Here is a 20,373-nt window from a genome sequence, read left to right as displayed (position 1 = left end):
CCGCCCTCCATCCCGCCAGCGAGCTATCAGCAACTCTTCCGCAAAAAGTTGATGAAATTCACATTTCAGGAATTACGCCAGGACAGCCCGGAAAGCGCTCCTAGTCTGGCAGTCAGGCCGTGCCCGAGGCGGCATTTCGGGCAATAGCGCCATGCCATCAACGGCTTATCGATCATCGCCTCACAAGGAACGGAGTCTCATGAGCAACAAGAACAATCTCAGATACGCACTCGGCGCCCTCGCCCTCTCGGTTTCCGCCGCATCCCTGGCGGCACCTTCGGAAGCGCAACAGTTCACCGAGTTCTGGACCCCCGGCAAACCCAACCCGTCGATCTGCAAATCGCCGTTGCTGGTCAGCACCCCGCTCGGCCTGCCGCGTTGCCTGCAGGCCAGCAACGTGGTCAAGCGCCTGCAGAAGCTGGAGGACATCGCCAGTCTCAACGACGGCAATCGCGCCGCCGCCACGCCGGGCTACCAGGCCTCCGTCGACTACGTGAAGCAGACCCTGCAGAAAGCCGGCTACAAGGTCAGCGTGCAGCCCTTCCCGTTCACCGCCTATTACCCGAAGGGCCCGGGTAGCCTGAGCGCCACCGTGCCGCAGCCGGTCAGCTACGAATGGGAGAAGGATTTCACCTACCTGTCGCAGACCGAGGCAGGCGACGTCACCGCCAAGGTGGTCCCGGTGGACCTGTCCCTCGGCGCCGGCAACACCTCCACCAGCGGTTGCGAGGCGGAAGACTTCGCCAACTTCCCGGCCGGCTCGATCGCGCTGATCCAGCGCGGCACCTGCAACTTCGAGCAGAAGGCCGAGAACGCCGCGGCCGCCGGCGCCGCCGGGGTGATCATCTTCAACCAGGGCAACACCGACGACCGCAAGGGCCTGGAGAACGTCACCGTGGGCGAATCCTACGAGGGCGGCATCCCGGTGATCTTCGCCACCTACGACAACGGCGTGGCCTGGTCGCAGACCCCGGACCTGCAGTTGCACCTGGTGGTCGATGTGGTACGCAAGAAGACCGAGACCTACAACGTGGTCGCCGAGACTCGTCGCGGCAACCCGAACAACGTGGTGATGGTCGGCGCGCACCTCGACTCGGTGTTCGAAGGCCCCGGTATCAACGACAACGGTTCGGGCAGCGCCGCCCAACTGGAGATGGCCGTGCTGCTGGCCAAGGCGCTGCCGGTCAACAAGGTGCGCTTCGCCTGGTGGGGCGCCGAGGAAGCCGGCCTGGTGGGCTCGACCCACTACGTGCAGAACCTCGCCCCGGAAGAGAAGAAGAAGATCAAGGCCTACCTGAACTTCGACATGATCGGCTCGCCGAACTTCGGCAACTTCATCTATGACGGCGACGGTTCCGACTTCGGCCTCCAGGGTCCGCCCGGCTCGGCCGCCATCGAGCGCCTGTTCGAAGCCTACTTCCGCCTGCGCGGCCAGCAATCGGAAGGCACCGAGATCGACTTCCGCTCCGACTACGCCGAGTTCTTCAACAGCGGCATCGCCTTCGGCGGCCTGTTCACCGGCGCCGAGGGCCTGAAGACCGAAGAGCAGGCGCAGAAGTACGGCGGCACCGCCGGCAAGGCCTACGACGAGTGCTACCACAGCAAGTGCGACGGCATCGCCAACATCAACCAGGACGCCCTGGAGATCCACAGCGACGCCATGGCCTTCGTGACCAGTTGGCTGTCGCTGTCGACCAAGGTGGTCGACGACGAGATCGCCGCTGCCGGCCAGAAAGCACAATCGCGGTCGCTGCAGATGCAGAAGAGCGCCAGCCAGATCGAACGCTGGGGTCACGACTTCATCAAGTAACCGCGACTACCCTGCGCCGGGCCGCCGGCGCAGGTTCCCCATCCAGGCCCGGCTCATCCACCGGGCCTTTTTCATCGGCGCGCGATCACTCCGCCGCTTCCAGCAGGGTCGCCACGCCCTGGCCGCCGGCGATGCACTGGGTGGCGATGGCATAGCGCCCGCCGGTGCGCCGCAGCAACGCGGCGGCCTTGCCGGTGATCCGCGCGCCGGTGGCGCCCAGCGGATGGCCGAGGGCCAGGGCGCCGCCATCCAGGTTGATCCTGTCCATGTCCAGCCCCAGTTCGCGGATGCAGGCGATGGATTGGCTGGCGAAGGCCTCGTTGATCTCCACCAGGTCGATGTCGGCGATGCCCAGCCCGGCCCGCTGCAAGACCTTGCGCGTCGCCTGCACCGGGCCCATGCCCATGATTTCCGGCGCACAGCCGGCCACCGCCACCGCCTTGATCCGCGCCAGGATCGCCAGCCCATGACGGCGGGCGAATTCCTCGCTACAGACCAGCAGCGCGGCGCTGCCATCGGTGAGCGGCGACGAGGTGGCGGCGGTGACACTGCCGCCGAACGCCGGCTTCAGCTGGGCCAGGCTCTCCAGGTTGGTACCCGGGCGGATGCAACCATCCTCGGCGACCCGGCCGGCGGGGGTGTCGATGGCGACGATCTCCTCGCGCAGCAAGCCGGCCTCGCGCGCGGCGACTGCCTTGGCGTGGGAGCGTACGGCCATCTCTTCCTGTTCGAGGCGGCTGACGGCGTAGCGCTCGGCGACATTCTCGGCGGTCTGCCCCATGCTCATGTACACCGCCGGATAGTCTTGCAGCAACGCGGGATTGGGCGACAGGTTGAAACCGCCCATAGGCACCCGGGTCATCGACTCCACCCCGGCGGCGATGAAGGCTTCCCCGGCGCCCAACAGGACTTGTCCGGCGGCGTAGTGGACGGCGCTCATGGACGAACCGCAGAAACGGTTGAGTGTCGCGCCGCCGAGGCTCTGCGGGAAGCCGGCGCGGAAACTGGCGATGCGCGCGATGTTCATGCCCTGTTCCGCTTCCGGATAGGCGCAGCCCATGACCACGTCCTCCAGCAGCGCAGGGTCGAGATCGAGTTTCTCCACCAGGCCCCTGAGCACCGCGGCGGCCAGGTCATCCGGGCGGATATCGACCAGCGCGCCTTTCCTGGCGAAGTGGAACGGCGAACGGGCGTAACCGGCGATAACGACTGAAATCGGCGACATGAGGATATCTCCGTGAGAGGGATTGGCTGGATCGCAGGAACATATTACGCGCATAATATTTATTGAATTACAGTCGAAATACAATTTGACCGAAAAAGCCGCAGGGCTCGCCGAAACGCCCTCAGACTTCGTTCAATTCACTGATATGCCGATACTCGGCCCCCAGCTCCCGGGCCAGGCGCTCGGCCTTGCCCAGGCGCAGCGGGCCGCTTTCGAGGTCGATCAGCAGGCTCGGGCAGGCAGCCTCCGGCAGCGCCGGCCAGTCGCGCAGGCGGCCGTCGGTAAGCACCAGCAGACGCTGATGCTCGGCGGGTTTCTGCCGCTGTCGGCGCGCCAGCCAGCCAGCGGCCTGGTGCAAGGCGTCGAGCAGCGGCGTACCGCCGCCGGCGCCCAGCTGGCGCAGCCAGTCCTGCAACTCCCGCGAGGCCTTCTGCCCCTGCCAGAGCCATTGCGCCTGCTGCCCGGTGGCGTGCAGCACGGCCAGGCGGATGCGTTGCCGATAGGCCTCCTCGAACAGCGTCGCCAACACCCCCTTGGCCTGGGCCAGGGCGCCGTACCGGCGGGTGCTGGCGGAGGCATCGACGATCACCAGCCAGAGTTCGCCCGGGCGCCGGCTGCGCGGCTGGCGCAGCAGGTCGCGGCGCTGTCGGGGACGTCCGCGCAGCAGGGTCGGCAACCATTGGATGGCGCCCTCCGCGCCCTGGCTCAGGGCGCCGCCAAGACCGCCGCGCAGGGCCCCGGGTCTGCTCCTGGCATCCGCACCCATGACCGAGCGCGGGCGGATGCTCAGGGCTTTTTTGGCCAGCGCGGCAGCTCGCGGGCGGTCCCCATGGCCACCGGCCGGGCCGGCAATTCGCCCCACTGCCCTTCGCCGTCGCCGGTGCGCTCCGGGAGCGCGGCAGGGGCCGCCGCGGGCGGTGGCGGTGGATTGGCCGCCGATGGGGGCGGGCTCGACCGGCGACGGCGATGCAGCAGGGCGAAATGTTCCACCGCGTCGATGTCCTCCGCCTCGATCCGCTCGCCGCCGCGCCAGGCCGCATGGGCGCGCGCCGCGCGCAGCCAGACCAGGTCGGCACGCAGGCCGTCGACAGCCGCCTCGAAGCAGCGTCGGGCGATGCTGTCCAGCGCCGCATCGTCCAGGGGAATCCGCGCCAGTTGCCGGCGTGCCTCGGCGCAACGGCGGCGCAGGGTGTCCTGCTGGCCTTCCCAGCGTTCGACGAAGGCCTGCGGGTCGGCATCGAAGGCCAGCCGGCGACGGATGATCTCTGCCCGCTCGGCCGGCGGCGGCTGGGTGTCGAGGCGCACGTTGAGGCCGAAACGGTCGAGCAGTTGCGGGCGCAGTTCGCCCTCTTCCGGATTCATCGTGCCGATCAGCACGAAACGCGCCGGATGCCGGTGGGAAATGCCATCGCGCTCGACCAGGTTGACGCCACTGGCGGCGACGTCGAGCAACAAATCCACCAGGTGGTCCGGCAGCAGGTTCACTTCGTCGACGTAGAGCACGCCGCCGTCGGCCTTGGCCAGCACGCCCGGGGAGAACCGCGCGCGACCTTCGCCGAGGGCGGCGTCCAGGTCGAGGCTGCCGACGATGCGCTCCTCGCTGGCGCCCAGCGGCAGGGTAACGAACTCGCCCGCCGGCAGCAGTTCGGCGACGCCCCGCGCCAGGGTCGACTTGGCCATTCCGCGCGGCCCCTCGATCAGTACCCCGCCGATCGCCGGATCGACCGCGGCCAGGCACAGCGCCAGCTTCAGTTCGTCGGCGGCGACCACGGCGGACAGGGGGTAATGCACGGTAGCGCTCATGGGGATTCCTGCGGCGGACGGACGGAAATACGGACCGCCAAGTCTATCAGGCCGGCGGCGCCGGTATCGAACCGTGAAACAGTCGTTGAACCGGCCGCCTCGCTTGCAGTAAGCTCGGAACTCGTTCACGGGAGAAACCCATGCCGCACACTCGCCATCCGCACCTGCACTCCAGCGCCTCGCGCCCTGGCCTGTCGTTGCGCGCGCGTGCGCCGCAGGCACCCCGTGCCGCGTATTTCTTCGGGTATTGGTTTAGCCACTCCGGCGCCTGATACCCCAACGGCGCCCACGGTATACGGGACGCCTACCCTGCACACGCAAACCCCCGGTCGGCTCCCCGACCGGGGGTTTTGTTTTTCCGGCCCACAAGGCCACAACCACAGACCAACGCACAGGACATCGATCATGACCGCATACCGCTACCGCACTGGCTACCCGCTCAACACCTGGCGATTTAGCGACGGCCGCCAGCCGCTCGCCAACCCACGACATTGCCGAACACCTCGATAGGGCACGACGCGCGCGGGACACCCGCCGCCAGCCCAGGAAGCCAGACCATGAACTCATCCGTATCCGCACTGACCGCCCTTTCGCCGAACGTCCAGGCCGTCGCCCTGCCCAGCGCCACCGCCCGTACCGCCCTGGAACGCCTGCCCAGCCCGCTCGAACTCAAGGCCCGCCAGCCGTTGCCGCTGGAGCTGGCCAGCCAGGTCGCCGCCAGCCGCGACGCCATCCGCGCCATCCTCGACGGCGACGACCCGCGCCTGCTGGTGGTAGTCGGTCCCTGTTCGATCCACGATCCCCGCTCCGCCCTCGAATACGCCGAACGCCTCGCCGCGCTGAGCGACGAACTCGACGGCCAGTTGCTGCTGGTGATGCGCGCCTACGTGGAAAAGCCACGCACCACGGTGGGCTGGAAGGGCCTCGCCTACGACCCGCACCTGGATGGCAGCGACGACATGGCCGCCGGCCTGGCGCTGTCCCGGCAACTGATGCTGGACATGCTGCGCCTCGGCCTGCCGCTGGCCACCGAATTCCTGCAACCGCTGGCCGCCGGCTACTTCGACGACCTGCTGAGCTGGGCGGCGATCGGCGCGCGCACCAGCGAGTCGCAGATCCACCGCGAGCTGGTCAGCGGCCTCGGCCTGCCGGTGGGCTTCAAGAACGGCACCGACGGCGGCGTCGGCATCGCCTGCGACGCGATCCGTTCGGCGGCCCACGGCCACCGCCATTTCGGCCTCGACCCGCACGGTCACCCGGCGCTGATCGAGACCCGCGGCAATCCGGACACCCATGTGGTGCTGCGCGGCGGCCGCCACGGTTCGAACTACGGCCCCGAGCAGGTGCAGGCCGTACGCCAGGCCCTGGAAAGCCAGGGCATCGCCACGCGGATGATGGTCGATTGCAGTCACGCCAACAGCGGCAAGAACCCGCTGAACCAGCCCGGCGTCCTCGCCAGCGTGCTGGAGCAGCGCCTGGCCGGCGCCAGCGACCTGGTCGGGGTAATGCTGGAAAGCCACCTGTTCGACGGCTGCCAGGCGCTCGGCGGCGAACTGCGCTACGGCGTCTCGATCACCGACGGCTGCCTCGGCTGGGAAGGCACCGAGCGGATTCTCCGCGACGCCGCCCGGCGGCTCGCCGAGGGGCGCTGAAAGCGGCGCGAGCGGCCATGCCGCTCCGCTATTCCTCTTCGACGTCCAGCAGCAGGTTCTCCAGGGCCTCGCGATAGGCCCCCGGCTCCTGCCAGAGCCCGCGCCGCTGCGCCTCCACCAGGCGCTCGGCCATGTCGCGCAAGGCTTGCGGATTGTGCTGGCGGACGAACTCGCGGGTCTCCGCGTCGAGCAGGTAGGCGTCGGCCAGCAGCGCGTACTGGTGGTCGTCGATCAACTCGCTGGTGGCATCGAAGGCGCACAGGTAGTCCACCGTCGCCGCCAGTTCGAAGGCGCCCTTGTAGCCGTGGCGCTTCATCCCGGCGATCCACTTCGGATTCACCGCCCGCGCCCGCACCACCCGGTTGAGTTCTTCCTTGAGCGTGCGGATGCGCGGGTTGTCCGGCTGGCTGTGGTCGCCGTGGTAACTGGCCACCGGCGCGCCACGCAGGGTTTCCACCGCCGCCAGCATGCCGCCCTGGAACTGGTAGTAGTCGTTGGAATCGAGCAGATCGTGCTCGCGGTTGTCCTGGTTGTGCAGCACCGCCTGCAGGCGCTCCAGGCGCTGGGCGAAGCGTTCCCGCGCCGGCGTACCGTCGTCGGCGGCACCGTAGGCGTAGCCGCCCCAGTTCAGATAGACCTCGGCAAGGTCGGCGCGGGTCTCCCACAGCCGCTCTTCGATTGCGCCCTGCACGCCGGCGCCGTAGGCCCCCGGCTTGGCGCCGAAGATCCGCCAGCCGGCCTGTCGGCGCGCCTCCGCCGGCGCCGTGCCCTGCGCCTCGAGGCGCTGGCGCTCCAGGCGCACGCGAGCGGCCAGCGGGTTCAGCTCCTCCGCCTCGTCCAGCTCGGCGACCGCCTGCACCGCCGCATCGAACAGGCGGATCAGGTTGGCGAAGGCGTCGCGGAAGAACCCGGAGACCCGCAACGTCACGTCGACCCGCGGGCGGTCCAGCAGGGAAACCGGAAGGATCTCGAAATCGGCGACGCGCTGGCTGCCGGCCTGCCAGACCGGTCGCACGCCGAGCAGGGCCAGGGCCTGGGCGATGTCGTCGCCGCCGGTGCGCATGGTCGCCGTGCCCCACACCGATAGGCCGAGCTGGCGCAGGTGATCGCCATGCTCCTGCAGGTGACGCTCGAGCAGCAGGTTGGCCGACTGGAAGCCGATGCGCCAGGCGGTCGGGGTCGGCAGGTTGCGCACGTCCACCGAGAAGAAGTTGCGTCCGGTGGGCAGCACGTCGAGTCGCCCGCGACTCGGCGCGCCGCTCGGACCGGCCGGCACGAAGCGCCCTTCGAGGGCAGCCAGCAGCCCGTCGATCTCGGCCGCGCCACAGGCATCCAGGGTCGGCGCCACCTGTTCGCACAAGCCGCGCAACACCTCGCCGCTGGCACGCCAGGCGGCAGGCGGCGGCTCGCCGCCCAGGCAGCGTTCTATCCAGTGCAACGCCAGCAATTCCAGGCGTTCGCGGGTATCCCCGAGGGTGCGCCAGGGCTCCCCGCCCCGCTCTTCCAGGCAGGCCGGCCGCGCGCCCTGCCAGGCCTCGCCCATGTCGCAGGCCAGCGGATCGAAGCCCAGGCCAAGGTCGTCCGCCAGGCTCTTCAGCAACCCGGCGTTGGCGCCCTTGCCATCGCCGCGCGGAACCCGCAGCAGGGCCAGCAGGGTATCCAGGCGCAATCGGCCGCTCGGCGATTCGCCGAATACATGCAGGCCGTCGCGGATCTGCGACTCCTTCAGGTCGCAGAGATAGGCGTCCAGCTGCGGCAGCCAGCTGTCCGGATCGTCGCTGAGCTGCAAGCCGATCTCGCGGTCGAGACGGTTGTCGCGCAGGAGGACGAGAATCTCGCCGCGCAACTGTTCGGCGCGGCGCGGGTCGAGCAGCGAAGCATCGTAGAACTCGTCGGCCAGGCGCTCCAGGTCGCGCAGCGGGCCGTAGCTCTCGGCGCGGGTCAGCGGCGGCATCAGGTGGTCGATGATCACCGCCTGGGTGCGGCGCTTGGCCTGGGCGCCCTCCCCCGGATCGTTGACGATGAACGGATAGATGTTCGGCAGCGGACCGAGCAACGCGTCCGGCCAGCATTCGGCGGACAGGCCGACTCCCTTGCCCGGCAGCCATTCCAGGTTGCCGTGCTTGCCGACGTGCAGCAGGGCATCGGCGCGGTAGGCGTGGCGCAGCCAGAAGTAGAACGCCAGGTAGCCGTGCGGCGGCACCAGGTCGGGATCGTGGTAGACCGCCGCCGGATCGAGCTGATAGCCACGCGCCGGCTGGATGCCGACGAAGGTCAGGCCATAGCGCAGGCCGGCGACCATCATCCGCCCGTCGCGGAACATCGGGTCCTGTTGCGGCTCGCCCCAGCGCGCCAGTACCGCCTGGCGATTACGCTCCGGCAGGCGTGCGAAGCAGGCCAGGTAGTCGTCCAGCGCCAGGCTCTGGGCGCAGGGCCGCAGGTCGAGATGCTCCAGGTCGTTGCTGACGCCGCCTAGCAACTGGCGGATCAGCTCGGTTCCGCTGGCGGGCAGTCCGTCGACCGGGTAGCCCTGCTGGCGCAGGGCGCGAAGGATGTTCAGCGCCGCCGCCGGGGTGTCCAGGCCGACGCCATTGCCGATCCGGCCATCACGGGTCGGGTAGTTGGCCAGCACCAGCGCCACCCGCTTTTCCGCGCTTGGCTTGCGCGCCAGCTCGGCCCAGCGCCGCGCCAGTTCGGCGACGAAATCCATGCGCTCGTCGTCGGCGAGATAGCAGACCACGTCGCTCTCGCTGCGTTCGCTGCGCCAGGCCAGGCCCTTGAAACTGATCGGCCGGGTGACGATGCGTCCGTCCAGCTCCGGCAGCGCCACGTGCATGGCCAGGTCGCGCGGCCCCAGGCCTTGCGGGTTGTCCAGCCAGAGCGGGCGGTTGTCCAGCGAGCAGATCGCCTGCAACACCGGCACGTCGCGACGGAACGGACGCAACTCGGGCGCCTCCGGATTGGACTGGGCGAAACCGGTGGTATTGACGATCAGCGCGGCGTCGCTGCGCTCCAGCCAGTCTTCCACCTGCGCCAGACAGGCGCTTTCCTTGAGGCTGGCCAGCGCGATCGGCAACGGGTTGAGCCCCTGCGCCGCGAGGCGTTCGCAGAAGCGTGCGATGAAGGCGGTGTTGGCTGCCTGCAGGTGGGTGCGATAGAACAGCAACGCGACCACCGGACGCCCGGCCTGCCAGTCGGCACGCCAGTGTTCCAGGGTCGCCTCGGTATGCCGTGGATGGAACAGCGCCACCCGCGGCAGCGCCTGCGGTTCGCGCCAGGCGTAGTCGCGGCCGAGGCACTGGCTGGCCAGGCAGCGGTAGAACTGCCCGGCGTTCTCCAGACCGCCCTGGCGCAAGTATTGCCAGAAGCGCTCGGCCTGCTCCGCCGGCAGGTTGCCGAGGGCGCTCAGCTCCGGGTCGGGGCGGTCGTCGCCGGGCACCGGGATCAGCAGCGCGCCGCACTCGGCCAGCGCCACCAGCTGCTCCACGCCGTAGCGCCAGTAGCCGATGCCGCCGTGCAGCGAAAGCAGGATCACCCGCGCGTGCCGCAGCACTTCGTCGACGTAGAGGTCCACCGAGGCGTGGCTCTGCAACTGCATGGGGTTGGCCAGGCGCAGGCTCGGATAGTCGTCCGGCAGAGCGCGGGCGGCCTCGGCCAGCAATGCGAGGTGCGAATCGCCGCTGCAGAGGATCACCAGCTCGGCGGGAGTCTGGGCCAGGTGGGCGATGCCGTCGTCGGGAACGAAGCCGCCGGGTTGGGTGCGCAACAGGTGCATGGACGCTCTACCGGTAGGACGCAAGAAGCTGGGTGCCGGCGAATCGCCATCGCCGGCACCCAGCCAGGGATCACGGATCAGGCAAGCGCTGTGCGCAGCTGGTTGGCGATGACGGCCTGGTCCAGCTCCTGGCCGATCACCACCAGCCGGGTACTGCGGGCTTCGTCGGCCAGCCACTTGCGGTCGAAATGCCTGTCGAAGCGCTTGCCGACGCCCTGTACCAAGAGGCGCATGGGCTTGCCCGGAATGGCGGCGAAACCCTTGATGCGAAGTATGTCGTGACGCTCCACCAGCTCGCCGAGGGCCTCGAGCAGCGCAGCTTCCTCCACCTCGGGGAGATCGACGTGGAAGGAGTCGAACTCGTCGTGGTCGTGGTCCTCGTGGCCTTCGTGGTCGTGGTGGGTCGGCCGGCCGTCGATGTGCAGCTCGGCCTCGGCGTTGAGTCCCAGCAAGACCGGGAGCGGCAGCTCGCCCCGGCTCGCCTCGACGATCTTCACCGCCGCCGGCAGCTCCCCGGCGATCTCCGCGCGGACCCGTGCCAGGGCCTCGGCGTCGAGCTGGTCGGCCTTGTTCAGGATCACCAGGTCGGCACTGGCCAACTGGTCCTCGAACAGTTCGTGCAGCGGCGATTCATGGTCGAGGTTGGGGTCCTGGCGGCGTTGCTGGTCCACCTGCTCGGGATGGGCGGCGAAGGTGCCGGCCGCCACCGCCGGGCTGTCGACCACGGTGATCACCGCGTCGACCGTACAGGCGTTGCGGATTTCCGGCCACTGGAAAGCCTGCACCAGCGGCTTGGGCAGGGCCAGGCCGCTGGTCTCGATGAGGATCTGGTCAAGGTCGCCGCGGCGCGCCACCAGCTCGCGCATCACCGGGAAGAACTCTTCCTGCACGGTGCAGCACAGGCAACCGTTGGCCAGCTCGAAGACCCGCCCCTGCGCCTCTTCTTCGCTGCAGCCAATGGAACATTGCTTGAGGATCTCGCCATCGATACCGAGTTCGCCGAACTCGTTGACGATCACCGCGATGCGCCGGCCTTCGGCGTTGTCCAGCATGTGCCGGAGCAAGGTGGTCTTGCCGGCGCCGAGGAAGCCGGTGACGATGGTGACGGGGAGTTTCGCCAGGGTTTTCATGGGCAGCCCTTGTTCAGCTCGGCGGGCATGCGGACGAGTGGCGCGGACGCAGGGGCCGCGCAACGGATTCGCCACCGGATCACCCCGCCCGGTTGTATGGAAGTCTTGTCCCCGGGTATCGCGCCACGGGATCGACGAGGCAGGTCTCCTGGCTCACGGTCTGGCGTCTCCGCCGGTTCCCCGCCTTCCCGCGTCACGCAGTGGCATTGGGGAACGATCGCCGTTCACAGTTGCGGGGGCAGCCGCGGCATCGACCGCGTTCCCTCTTAGCCCCGCCGTCGCCGGCGAGGAACCTCGAACCGGCAAGGCTACGCAGTGCGCGGGCCAGGGTCAATCGGGCCGGTTGACGCCCGGCGGTCCTTCATGCTGTCCTAGGCAGGTTGTCCCAGGTGTCTCGTGCCGGCGCGCACGAGGTGAAACGGGAAGCCGGTGACGCTCTCCGAGCCAGTCCGGCGCTGCCCCCGCAACGGTAAGCGCATCGCGCGCGAGCCCGGAGACCGGCCTGGAACCTTTCGTTTGATTCACCCGCGGTGGGCGGGCGCAAGCGTGAAGCGGGCCGTCCGGGCCCGTTCCTCGTGCGTACTCCTCTGCCACGCCCATGCCAATCCAGAGGGAACGCACCATGTCCAGCAGCACCCTGGCGCACGCCAGCTCCACCACCTCCCTGTCGAAGCGACTGAGCCTGGCCATCGGCGCCGGCCTGCTCGGCGCGCTGCTGGTCTATTTCGCCGGTTTCTCGCACATCGACGCGGTACACAACGCCGCCCACGATACCCGGCACAGCTCCGGCTTCCCCTGCCACTGAGTCGCGAGGGAACCAGGATGATCAAGCGCATCGCCCAGACCGCCGGCTTCGCCGGCCTGCTCGCCGCCCTGCTGCTGACCCTGCTGCAGATTCTCTGGGTCACCCCGCTGATCCTCGAGGCGGAGACCTACGAGAAGAGCGAGCCGGTCGCGACCCAGCCCCACGAACACGCCCCCGGCGTCGCCGCCCATGTCCACGACGAGGAGGCCTGGGAGCCGGAGGACGGCTGGCAGCGTACCCTCTCCACCACCGGCGGCAATCTGGTGGTGGCGGTCGGCTTCGCCCTGATGCTCGCCGGCCTCTTCACCCTGCGCGCGCCGGGCCAGACCTGGCAGGGCCTGCTCTGGGGCCTGGCCGGCTACGCGGTGTTCTGCCTTGCGCCGTCGCTGGGCCTGCCGCCGGAGCTGCCGGGTACCGCCGCGGCCGACCTGGTGCAACGCCAGTACTGGTGGATCGCCACCGCCGCCGCCACCGCGGTGGGCCTGGCCCTGCTGGTGTTCGGCGGCAACTGGCCGCTGAAGCTGGTCGGCGCCGTCCTGCTGGCGCTGCCGCACCTGTTCGGCGCGCCGCAGCCCGAGATCCATGCCAGCCTGGCGCCGGAAGCCCTGGCCCAGCGTTTCGTGGTCGCCTCGCTGGTCAGCAATGCGCTGTTCTGGGCCGCCCTCGGCCTGGCCGCTGCCTGGCTGTTCCGGCGCAACCGTGCCGGCGTCGACGCCTGACCCCTTCCGCCCGCGACCAATGCCGGTCGCGGGTCCATAGTGTCTCTCCTTCCATCTCCTCCGGTCCGCGCATGCCCCTGCCCATCCCCAGTCTGCTGATCGCCGGCATCGGCTGCCGCCGAGGCTGTAGCGCCGAGCATCTGCGCGCGCTGCTGGAGCGAACGCTGGGCGAACACGGGCGCGACCTGGCCGAGCTGGACGCCCTCGCCAGCATCGACGGCAAACGCGACGAACCCGGCCTGCGGCAACTGGCCACGCTGCTCGAACGCCCCGTGCATTTCCTGGCGCCCGCCGTCCTGCACGACTACGAGCCGCGCCTGCTCAGTCCCTCCGCCGTCGCGCTGCGCGAAACCGGCTGCTCCAGCGTCGCCGAGGCCGCCGCCCTGGCCCTGGCCGAACGCCTGGGCGGCGGTCGCGCCGATCTGCTCGGGGCGAAACGCAGCGACGACCGGGCGAGCATTGCCCTGGCACGTCTTCTCACCGAACGAGAACTCCCATGACCGTCTATTTCATCGGCGCCGGTCCCGGCGACCCCGACCTGATCACCGTCAAGGGGCAGCGCCTGATCCGCCAGTGCCCGGTGATCCTCTACGCCGGCTCACTGGTTCCGCAGGCGCTGCTCGAGGGGCACCAGGCCGGCCAGGTGGTGAACACCGCCGAGCTGGACCTCGAACAGATCGTCGAGTTACTCGCGCAAGCCCATCGCCGCGGCCTCGACGTAGCCCGCGTGCATTCCGGCGATCCCTCCCTGTACGGCGCCATCGGCGAGCAGATCCGCCACCTGCGCGAACTCGGCATCCCCTACGAGATCGTCCCCGGGGTCACCGCCACCGCCGCCTGCGCCGCCCTGCTCGGCTGCGAGCTGACCCTGCCCGAAGTGTCCCAGACGCTGATCCTGACCCGCTACGCCGCACGCACGAAGATGCCGGAAGGCGAGAGCCTGGGCGACCTGGCGCGGCACCGGGCGACCCTGGCGATCCACCTGGGCGTCGCCCACCTGGCGAAGATCGTCGAGGAACTGCTGCCGCACTACGGCGCCGACTGCCCGGTCGCGGTGATCCACCGGGCCAGTTGGCCGGACCAGGAACAGGTTCGCGGCACCCTCGGCGACATCCTGCCCAAGGTCGCCGCCAGGAATTTCCGCCGCACCGCGCTGATCCTGGTCGGCGAGGTGCTGGCCGCCGAAGGCTTCGCCGATTCTTCGCTGTACCGCGCCGAGCATCGACACCTCTATCGACCCGGCGAATGAACCGCCGTCCTTAGGTTCGGCGCCGACCACCGGCAGCACGCCTAGACTCGTCGCAAGGCTTGCGACAGCGGGCCGGCACGGCTAGCGTACAGCGCTGGCCCCTTTTTCCCCGAAAGCCTTCGGACACCCATGAAACGATTCCTCCTCGCTCTGGTTCTGCTGCTGGCGGTCGCCTCCGGCGTCCTCTACTTCGTCCCGGCTACCCTCCTCGCCAGCGTACGCACCGTCGAGCGCGGTCTCGCTGGTCTCAGCGAGCACAGCGTGCAGGTCGACAACCTGGAGATCGCCTACCTGGAAGGTGGCTCGGAAAAGAACCCGACCCTGATGCTGATCCACGGCTTCGGCGCCGACAAGGACAACTGGCTGCGCTTCGCCCGGCCGCTGACCGAGCGCTACCATGTGGTCGCCCTCGATCTGCCCGGCTTCGGCGACAGCAGCAAGCCGCAACAGGCCAGCTACGACGTCGGCACCCAGGCCGAGCGAGTCGCCAACTTCGCCGCCGCCATCGGCGTGCGCCGCCTGCACCTGGCCGGCAACTCCATGGGCGGGCACATTGCCGCGCTCTACGCGGCGCGCCATCCGGAACAGGTGCTATCGCTGGCGCTGATCGACAACGCCGGGGTGATGCCGGCACGCAAGAGCGAACTGTTCGAGGACCTGGAGCGCGGCGAGAATCCCCTGGTGGTGCGCCAGCCGGAAGACTTCCAGAAGCTGCTCGACTTCGTGTTCGTCCAGCAACCGCCGCTGCCGGCGCCGCTCAAGCGCTACCTCGGTGAACGCGCGGTAGCCGCGTCGGCGTTCAACGCGCAGATATTCGAACAACTGCGCCAGCGCTACATCCCGCTGGAGCCGGAACTGCCGAAGATCGAGGTACCGACCCTGCTGCTGTGGGGCGACCGCGACCGCGTGCTGGACGTCTCCAGCATCGAGGTGATGCGTCCGCTGCTGAAGCGGCCCAGCGTGGTGATCATGGAAAACTGCGGACACGTGCCGATGGTCGAACGCCCGGAGGAAACCGCGCAGCACTACCAGGCCTTCCTCGACGGCGTACGGAACGCCCAGGTGGCCGGTCGCTGAAAACGCAAACCGGCGCCTGGGCGCCGGTTCGGGGGAGCGGGAGCCGTCGCGAGGGCGGCTCGGATACAGGCCTCAGGCCTGGATCAGGTTGGCGATCTGCACGTCCGGGTTGACGTCCTGCTCGTAGTCGACCCCAGCGACCTCGAAACCGAACAGGTTGAGGAACTCGCTCTTGTAGCCGGCGAAGTCGGTCAACTCGTAAAGGTTCTCGTTGGTTACCTTGTCCCACAGCTCCTCGACACGGGACTGCACTTCCGGCTGCAGTTCCTTGTAGTCGGCACGCAGGCGGCCTTCCTCGTCGAGGCGCGGCTCGGCGCCGTACAGGCTCTCCCGGTACAGGCCGTCGACCTGCTCGATGCAACCTTCGTGGGTACCCTGCTCCTTCATCACCTTGAACAGCAGCGACAGGTACAGCGGCATCATCGGGATCGCCGAGCTGGCCTGGGTCACCACCGCCTTGAGCACCGAGACGCGCGCGTCGCCGCCCAGCGGGGCGAGCTTGTCGCGGATACCGAGGACCTTCTGGTCGAGATCCTTCTTGGCCGCGCCGATGGAACCGTTCCAGTAGATGTCGTGGGTGATCTTCTCGCCCAGGTAGGTGAACGCGGTGGTCTTCGCGCCGTCGGCCAGCACGTCGGCCTCCAGCAGCGCGTCGATCCACATCTGCCAGTCTTCGCCGCCCATCACCGCAACGGTATCGGCGACTTCCTGGTCGCTGGCCGCCTCCAGGACCACGTCCTTGATCACTTCCTTGTCGGTGTCCAGGCCACGGAAGCTGACCGACTTGCCGATCGGCTTGAGGGTCGAGGAGAACACTTCGCCGCTCTTCGGATGGGTACGGCGCGGCGCGGCCAGGCTGTAGACCACCAGGTCGACCTTGCCGAGATCGCGCTTGATGGTCTCGATGGTCAGCCGCTTCACCTCGTCGGAGAAAGCGTCGCCATTGATGCTGCGGGCATACAGGCCTTTCTCGTGGGCGAACTTCTCGAAAGCCGCCGAGTTGTACCAGCCGGCGGTGCCCGGCTTGCTCTCGCTGCCCGGACGCTCGAAGAACACCCCGAGGGTATCGGCGCCGGAACCGAACGCGGCGGTGATGCGGGCAGCCAGGCCATAGCCGGTGGAGGAACCGATGACCAGGACCTTCTTCGGTCCGTTGACGACGGGGCCCTTGGCCTCGACGTAGTCGATCTGTTGCTTGACGTTGGCCTCGCAGCCTGCCGGATGGGTAGTGACGCAGATGAAGCCACGCACGCGCGGTTTGATGATCATGAAAACCTCGGTTGCTAGATGCCGGAAAAGCACATTCAGGAGCTAGAGACGTCGCGCATTGTAAATGAGACACCTCCGCTTGGGCGGACCGAAGGCAGGAATCGTGACCAAAGGGTCACGCGTCGCAGCCCGGACATAAAAAAACCCGCTCCGGGGAGCGGGTCTTGTCGGCTTGGAATCAGGCTCAGACAGCCTTTTCCAGCTCCGGTATGGCGTCGAACAGGTCGGCGACCAGGCCGTAGTCGGCGACCTGGAAGATCGGCGCCTCTTCGTCCTTGTTGATCGCGACGATCACCTTCGAGTCCTTCATGCCCGCCAGGTGCTGGATGGCACCGGAGATGCCCACCGCGATGTACAGCTGCGGGGCGACGATCTTGCCGGTCTGGCCGACCTGCATGTCGTTCGGCACGAAACCGGCGTCGACCGCGGCGCGGGAGGCGCCGACTGCGGCACCCAGCTTGTCGGCCAGGGCGTAGAGGATCTTGAAGTTGTCGCCGTTCTGCATGCCGCGGCCGCCGGAGACCACGATCTTGGCAGCGGTCAGTTCCGGACGGTCGGACTTGGCCAGCTCTTCGCCGACGAAGGCGGACTTGCCGGCATCGGCCGGGCCGGAAACCTGCTCGACGGCAGCCGAACCGCCTTCGGCGGCGGCGGCGTCGAAGCCGGTGGTACGCACGGTGATCACCTTGACCGCAGCCGAGGACTGCACGGTAGCGATGGCGTTGCCGGCGTAGATCGGACGCTTGAAGGTGTCGGGGCTGACCACTTCGACGATCTCGGAGATCTGGTCGACGTCCAGCAGCGCGGCGACGCGCGGCAGGAAGTTCTTGCCGTTGGTGGTAGCCGGGGCCAGCACGTGGCTGTAGTTCTTGCCCAGCTCGGCGATCAGCGGTGCGACGTTTTCCGGCAGTTGGTGGGCGTAGGCGGCGTTGTCGGCGACCAGCACCTTGGAGACGCCCTCGATCTTGGCGGCGGCGTCGGCCACGGCGGCAACGTTCTGTCCGGCGACCAGCACGTGGATGTCGCCGCCAATGGCCTTGGCAGCGGCAACGGTGTTCAGGGTGGCAGCCGCCAGGGCCGCGTTGTTGTGCTCAGCGATAACCAGGATAGCCATTAGATTACCTTCGCCTCGTTCTTCAGTTTCTCTACCAGTTCAGCCACGGACTTGACCTTGATGCCAGCGGAGCGCGCAGCCGGCGCCTCGACCTTCAGGGTCTTCACGGTGGAAGCGGTGGAAACGCCCAGGGCGTCCGGGGTCACCACATCCAGCGGCTTCTTCTTGGCTTTCATGATGTTCGGCAGCGACGCGTAGCGCGGCTCGTTCAGGCGCAGGTCGGTGGTGACGATGGCCGGCAGGTTCAGCGCGACGGTCTGCAGACCGCCATCGATCTCGCGGGTCACGTTGACCTTGTCGCCAGCGACCTCGACCTTGGAGGCGAAGGTGCCCTGGGCGTAGCCGGTCAGCGCGGCGAGCATCTGGCCGGTCTGGTTGTTGTCGCTGTCGATGGCCTGCTTGCCGAGGATCACCAGCTGCGGCTGCTCCTTGTCGACCACGGCCTTGAGCAGCTTGGCCACGGCCAGGGAGTTCAGATCGTCGTTGCTCTCCACCAGGATCGCACGGTCAGCGCCCAGCGCCAGCGCGGTGCGCAGTTGCTCCTGGGCGGCGGTCGGGCCGACGGAGACAGCGACGATCTCGGTAGCCACGCCCTTCTCTTTCAGGCGCACGGCTTCTTCCACGGCGATTTCGCAGAAGGGGTTCATGGACATCTTGACGTTGGCGAGGTCGACGCCGGAGTTGTCCGCCTTGACGCGGACCTTGACGTTGTAGTCGACCACTCGTTTGACTGCTACAAGAACCTTCATGGATTCCTCGTTATTCTCCGGTGAATAAGGATGTCGCCAGACAGGCCTGGCCGGTGATGCTCGCCGGCCGGAAACCGACACTCTGCTAGACAGCGACCGCAAAACCGCCCGTATCTTGACCGGATCACCCTTTTCGGTCAATACGGCAAAAGGGTGGTTTTCCCCCCTCGAATGCCGATTCTATCAGGCTTCCAAAGAATTCAAACAAACGTTTGTATTGGACCTGCCCATGCAGCTATATATAATGCGCCCGCTCTGATCAGGGAAAGATCTCAGCCACCAATAAACAGATACCGTGAGCCTTGAGTAGGAGATCGATAGTGGAACGCGAATACATGGAATTCGACGTCGTCATCGTCGGCGCCGGCCCCGCCGGTCTGTCCGCCGCATGCCGACTGAAGCAGAAGGCCGCCGAAGCCGGTCAAGAGATCAGCGTCTGCGTGGTCGAGAAGGGTTCCGAAGTGGGCGCCCACATCCTCTCCGGCGCGGTGTTCGAGCCGCGCGCGCTGAACGAGCTGTTCCCCGACTGGAAGGAACTCGGCGCGCCGCTCAATACTCCGGTGACCGGCGACGACATCTACGTCCTGAAGAGCGCCGAGAGCGCTACCAAGGTGCCCAACTTCTTCGTGCCCAAGACCATGCACAACGAGGGCAACTATATCATCTCCCTGGGCAACCTCTGCCGCTGGCTGGCCCAGCAGGCCGAAGGACTGGGCGTGGAGATCTACCCGGGCTTCGCCGCCCAGGAAGCGCTGATCGACGAGAACGGCGTGGTCCGCGGCATCGTCACCGGCGACCTCGGCGTCGACCGCGAAGGCAACCCGAAAGAAGGCTACTACACCCCCGGCATGGAGCTGCGGGCCAAGTACACCCTGTTCGCCGAAGGCTGCCGCGGGCACATCGGCAAGCAACTGATCAAGAAATACAACCTGGACAGCGAGGCCGATGCCCAGCACTACGGTATCGGCATCAAGGAAATCTGGGATATCGACCCGTCCAAGCACAAGCCCGGCCTGGTGGTCCATACCGCCGGCTGGCCGCTGAACGACGAAAATACCGGCGGCTCGTTCCTCTACCACCTGGAGAACAACCAGGTGTTCGTCGGCCTGATCATCGACCTGTCCTACAGCAACCCGCACCTGTCGCCGTTCGACGAGTTCCAGCGCTACAAGCACCACCCGGTGGTCAGGCAGTACCTGGAAGGCGGCAAGCGCGTGGCCTACGGCGCCCGGGCCATCTGCAAGGGCGGCCTGAATTCGCTGCCGAAGATCGTCTTCCCCGGCGGCGCGCTGATCGGTTGCGACCTCGGCACCCTGAACTTCGCCAAGATCAAGGGCAGCCACACCGCGATGAAGTCCGGCATGCTCGCCGCCGACGCGATCGCCGAGGCCCTGGCCGCCGGCCGCGAAGGCGGCGACGAGCTGTCCAACTACGTCGATGCGTTCAAGGCCAGCTGGTTGTACGACGAACTGTTCCGCAGCCGCAACTTCGGCGCGGCCATCCACAAGTTCGGCGCTATCGGCGGCGGCGCGTTCAACTTCATCGACCAGAACATCTTCGGCGGCAAGATCCCCGTCACCCTGCATGACGACAAGCCGGACTACGCCTGCCTGAAAAAGGCCAGCGAAGCGCCGAAGATCGACTACCCGAAGCCGGACGGCAAGCTCAGCTTCGACAAGCTGTCCTCGGTGTTCCTCTCCAATACCAACCACGAGGAAGACCAGCCGATCCACCTCAAGCTGGCCGATGCGAGCATTCCGATCGAGAAGAACCTGCCGCTCTACGACGAGCCGGCCCAGCGCTACTGCCCGGCAGGCGTGTACGAAGTGGTGGCCAACGACGACGGCAGCAAGCGCTTCCAGATCAACGCGCAGAACTGCGTGCACTGCAAGACCTGCGACATCAAGGACCCGGCGCAGAACATCACCTGGGTGGCGCCGGAAGGTACCGGCGGGCCGAACTACCCCAACATGTAAGGCAAACGAAAAAGGCTCCC

16 protein-coding genes and 2 riboswitches are annotated in these 20,373 nt (G+C 67.8%); of the genes, 8 read left to right on the top strand and 8 right to left on the bottom strand.

The genetic code is table 11. The features are described 5' to 3' along the window. Nucleotides 1–199 precede the first annotated feature (199 nt). Nucleotides 200–1,810: an aminopeptidase PaaP gene (paaP, locus tag LE197_RS03945; RefSeq protein ID WP_033970394.1), complete on the top strand. Its 1,611-nt coding sequence runs from the start codon at nt 200–202 to the stop codon at nt 1,808–1,810. 85 nt (nt 1,811–1,895) lie between these two features. Here paaP and LE197_RS03940 read toward each other — a convergent pair whose 3' ends face one another. The 3 genes from LE197_RS03940 to LE197_RS03930 form a co-directional block, all read right to left on the bottom strand. After that, on the bottom strand, nt 1,896–3,035 hold the full coding sequence (locus tag LE197_RS03940; protein ID WP_039027677.1) for a thiolase family protein: 1,140 nt from the start codon (nt 3,033–3,035) through the stop codon (nt 1,896–1,898). A gap of 121 nt (nt 3,036–3,156) precedes the next feature. Next, nucleotides 3,157–3,801 carry a vWA domain-containing protein gene (locus LE197_RS03935; RefSeq protein ID WP_033970397.1) on the bottom strand — a complete coding sequence of 215 codons (645 nt, stop codon included), beginning with the start codon at nt 3,799–3,801 and terminating at the stop codon, nt 3,157–3,159. A gap of 20 nt (nt 3,802–3,821) precedes the next feature. Continuing rightward, the gene (locus LE197_RS03930; RefSeq protein WP_121290556.1) at nt 3,822–4,838 is read right to left on the bottom strand and encodes an ATP-binding protein; all 1,017 of its coding nucleotides are present in this window, start codon (nt 4,836–4,838) and stop codon (nt 3,822–3,824) included. 557 nt (nt 4,839–5,395) lie between these two features. Between LE197_RS03930 and LE197_RS03925 the strand changes: the two genes are divergently transcribed. Continuing rightward, nucleotides 5,396–6,490: a 3-deoxy-7-phosphoheptulonate synthase gene (locus LE197_RS03925; protein WP_196752265.1), complete on the top strand. Its 1,095-nt coding sequence runs from the start codon at nt 5,396–5,398 to the stop codon at nt 6,488–6,490. Between the two features lie 28 nt (nt 6,491–6,518). Here LE197_RS03925 and cobN read toward each other — a convergent pair whose 3' ends face one another. Together cobN and cobW are read right to left on the bottom strand one after the other, a co-directional pair. Further along, on the bottom strand, nt 6,519–10,265 hold the full coding sequence (gene cobN, locus LE197_RS03920; RefSeq protein WP_155680913.1) for a cobaltochelatase subunit CobN: 3,747 nt from the start codon (nt 10,263–10,265) through the stop codon (nt 6,519–6,521). Nucleotides 10,266–10,342: 77 nt separating this feature from the next. Continuing rightward, the gene (gene cobW / locus LE197_RS03915; RefSeq protein WP_033970407.1) at nt 10,343–11,395 is read right to left on the bottom strand and encodes a cobalamin biosynthesis protein CobW; all 1,053 of its coding nucleotides are present in this window, start codon (nt 11,393–11,395) and stop codon (nt 10,343–10,345) included. Between the two features lie 120 nt (nt 11,396–11,515). Continuing rightward, a riboswitch (cobalamin riboswitch) is annotated at nt 11,516–11,707 on the bottom strand. Between the two features lie 58 nt (nt 11,708–11,765). Then, nucleotides 11,766–11,916: riboswitch (cobalamin riboswitch) on the top strand. Between the two features lie 101 nt (nt 11,917–12,017). On the opposite strand from cobW, the gene LE197_RS03910 reads away from it, so the two are divergent. The 5 genes from LE197_RS03910 to LE197_RS03890 all read left to right on the top strand — a co-directional run bounded on the left by LE197_RS03910 (nt 12,018) and on the right by LE197_RS03890 (nt 15,245). Next, on the top strand, nt 12,018–12,200 hold the full coding sequence (locus tag LE197_RS03910) for a CbtB domain-containing protein (RefSeq protein ID WP_003091059.1): 183 nt from the start codon (nt 12,018–12,020) through the stop codon (nt 12,198–12,200). A gap of 17 nt (nt 12,201–12,217) precedes the next feature. Then, the gene (locus LE197_RS03905) at nt 12,218–12,919 is read left to right on the top strand and encodes a CbtA family protein (RefSeq protein ID WP_039027681.1); all 702 of its coding nucleotides are present in this window, start codon (nt 12,218–12,220) and stop codon (nt 12,917–12,919) included. 71 nt (nt 12,920–12,990) lie between these two features. Next, nucleotides 12,991–13,419 carry a cobalamin biosynthesis protein gene (locus tag LE197_RS03900; RefSeq protein WP_033970411.1) on the top strand — a complete coding sequence of 143 codons (429 nt, stop codon included), beginning with the start codon at nt 12,991–12,993 and terminating at the stop codon, nt 13,417–13,419. Beyond that, complete coding sequence (gene cobM, locus LE197_RS03895; protein WP_003102926.1) at nt 13,416–14,168, top strand: precorrin-4 C(11)-methyltransferase; 753 nt, start codon at nt 13,416–13,418, stop codon at nt 14,166–14,168. Before LE197_RS03900 ends, cobM begins: the two co-directional genes overlap by 4 nt. A 129-nt stretch (nt 14,169–14,297) precedes the next feature. Beyond that, nucleotides 14,298–15,245 (top strand): alpha/beta fold hydrolase, encoded by a 948-nt coding sequence (locus LE197_RS03890; RefSeq protein WP_124119725.1) that lies wholly within the window; start codon nt 14,298–14,300, stop codon nt 15,243–15,245. 72 nt (nt 15,246–15,317) lie between these two features. Here LE197_RS03890 and fabV read toward each other — a convergent pair whose 3' ends face one another. The 3 genes from fabV to LE197_RS03875 form a co-directional block, all read right to left on the bottom strand. Further along, complete coding sequence (fabV, locus tag LE197_RS03885; protein ID WP_003102929.1) at nt 15,318–16,514, bottom strand: enoyl-ACP reductase FabV; 1,197 nt, start codon at nt 16,512–16,514, stop codon at nt 15,318–15,320. Nucleotides 16,515–16,698: 184 nt separating this feature from the next. Further along, nucleotides 16,699–17,628 carry an electron transfer flavoprotein subunit alpha/FixB family protein gene (locus tag LE197_RS03880; protein WP_124119726.1) on the bottom strand — a complete coding sequence of 310 codons (930 nt, stop codon included), beginning with the start codon at nt 17,626–17,628 and terminating at the stop codon, nt 16,699–16,701. Then, the gene (locus LE197_RS03875) at nt 17,628–18,377 is read right to left on the bottom strand and encodes an electron transfer flavoprotein subunit beta/FixA family protein (RefSeq protein ID WP_033970419.1); all 750 of its coding nucleotides are present in this window, start codon (nt 18,375–18,377) and stop codon (nt 17,628–17,630) included. Before LE197_RS03875 ends, LE197_RS03880 begins: the two co-directional genes overlap by 1 nt. Nucleotides 18,378–18,697: 320 nt before the next feature. Here LE197_RS03875 and LE197_RS03870 point away from each other — a divergent pair, with 320 nt between their 5' ends. Beyond that, entirely contained in the window at nt 18,698–20,353 is a 1,656-nt protein-coding gene (locus tag LE197_RS03870) for an electron transfer flavoprotein-ubiquinone oxidoreductase (RefSeq protein ID WP_226033861.1), read from the top strand. Nucleotides 20,354–20,373 lie beyond the last annotated feature (20 nt).

The organism is Pseudomonas sp. PS1(2021) (genome assembly GCF_020405165.1).
Taxonomy (GTDB): domain Bacteria; phylum Pseudomonadota; class Gammaproteobacteria; order Pseudomonadales; family Pseudomonadaceae; genus Pseudomonas; species Pseudomonas aeruginosa.
This window is presented reverse-complemented; position numbering and strand designations above follow the sequence as displayed.

Coding starts and splice junctions, on each gene's coding strand:
- paaP (WP_033970394.1), top strand. CDS start 200: ATGAGCAACAAGAACAATCTCAGATACGCACTCGGCGCCCTCGCCCTC.
- LE197_RS03940 (WP_039027677.1), bottom strand. CDS start 3,035: ATGTCGCCGATTTCAGTCGTTATCGCCGGTTACGCCCGTTCGCCGTTC.
- LE197_RS03935 (WP_033970397.1), bottom strand. CDS start 3,801: ATGGGTGCGGATGCCAGGAGCAGACCCGGGGCCCTGCGCGGCGGTCTT.
- LE197_RS03930 (WP_121290556.1), bottom strand. CDS start 4,838: ATGAGCGCTACCGTGCATTACCCCCTGTCCGCCGTGGTCGCCGCCGAC.
- LE197_RS03925 (WP_196752265.1), top strand. CDS start 5,396: ATGAACTCATCCGTATCCGCACTGACCGCCCTTTCGCCGAACGTCCAG.
- cobN (WP_155680913.1), bottom strand. CDS start 10,265: ATGCACCTGTTGCGCACCCAACCCGGCGGCTTCGTTCCCGACGACGGC.
- cobW (WP_033970407.1), bottom strand. CDS start 11,395: ATGAAAACCCTGGCGAAACTCCCCGTCACCATCGTCACCGGCTTCCTC.
- LE197_RS03910 (WP_003091059.1), top strand. CDS start 12,018: ATGTCCAGCAGCACCCTGGCGCACGCCAGCTCCACCACCTCCCTGTCG.
- LE197_RS03905 (WP_039027681.1), top strand. CDS start 12,218: ATGATCAAGCGCATCGCCCAGACCGCCGGCTTCGCCGGCCTGCTCGCC.
- LE197_RS03900 (WP_033970411.1), top strand. CDS start 12,991: ATGCCCCTGCCCATCCCCAGTCTGCTGATCGCCGGCATCGGCTGCCGC.
- cobM (WP_003102926.1), top strand. CDS start 13,416: ATGACCGTCTATTTCATCGGCGCCGGTCCCGGCGACCCCGACCTGATC.
- LE197_RS03890 (WP_124119725.1), top strand. CDS start 14,298: ATGAAACGATTCCTCCTCGCTCTGGTTCTGCTGCTGGCGGTCGCCTCC.
- fabV (WP_003102929.1), bottom strand. CDS start 16,514: ATGATCATCAAACCGCGCGTGCGTGGCTTCATCTGCGTCACTACCCAT.
- LE197_RS03880 (WP_124119726.1), bottom strand. CDS start 17,628: ATGGCTATCCTGGTTATCGCTGAGCACAACAACGCGGCCCTGGCGGCT.
- LE197_RS03875 (WP_033970419.1), bottom strand. CDS start 18,377: ATGAAGGTTCTTGTAGCAGTCAAACGAGTGGTCGACTACAACGTCAAG.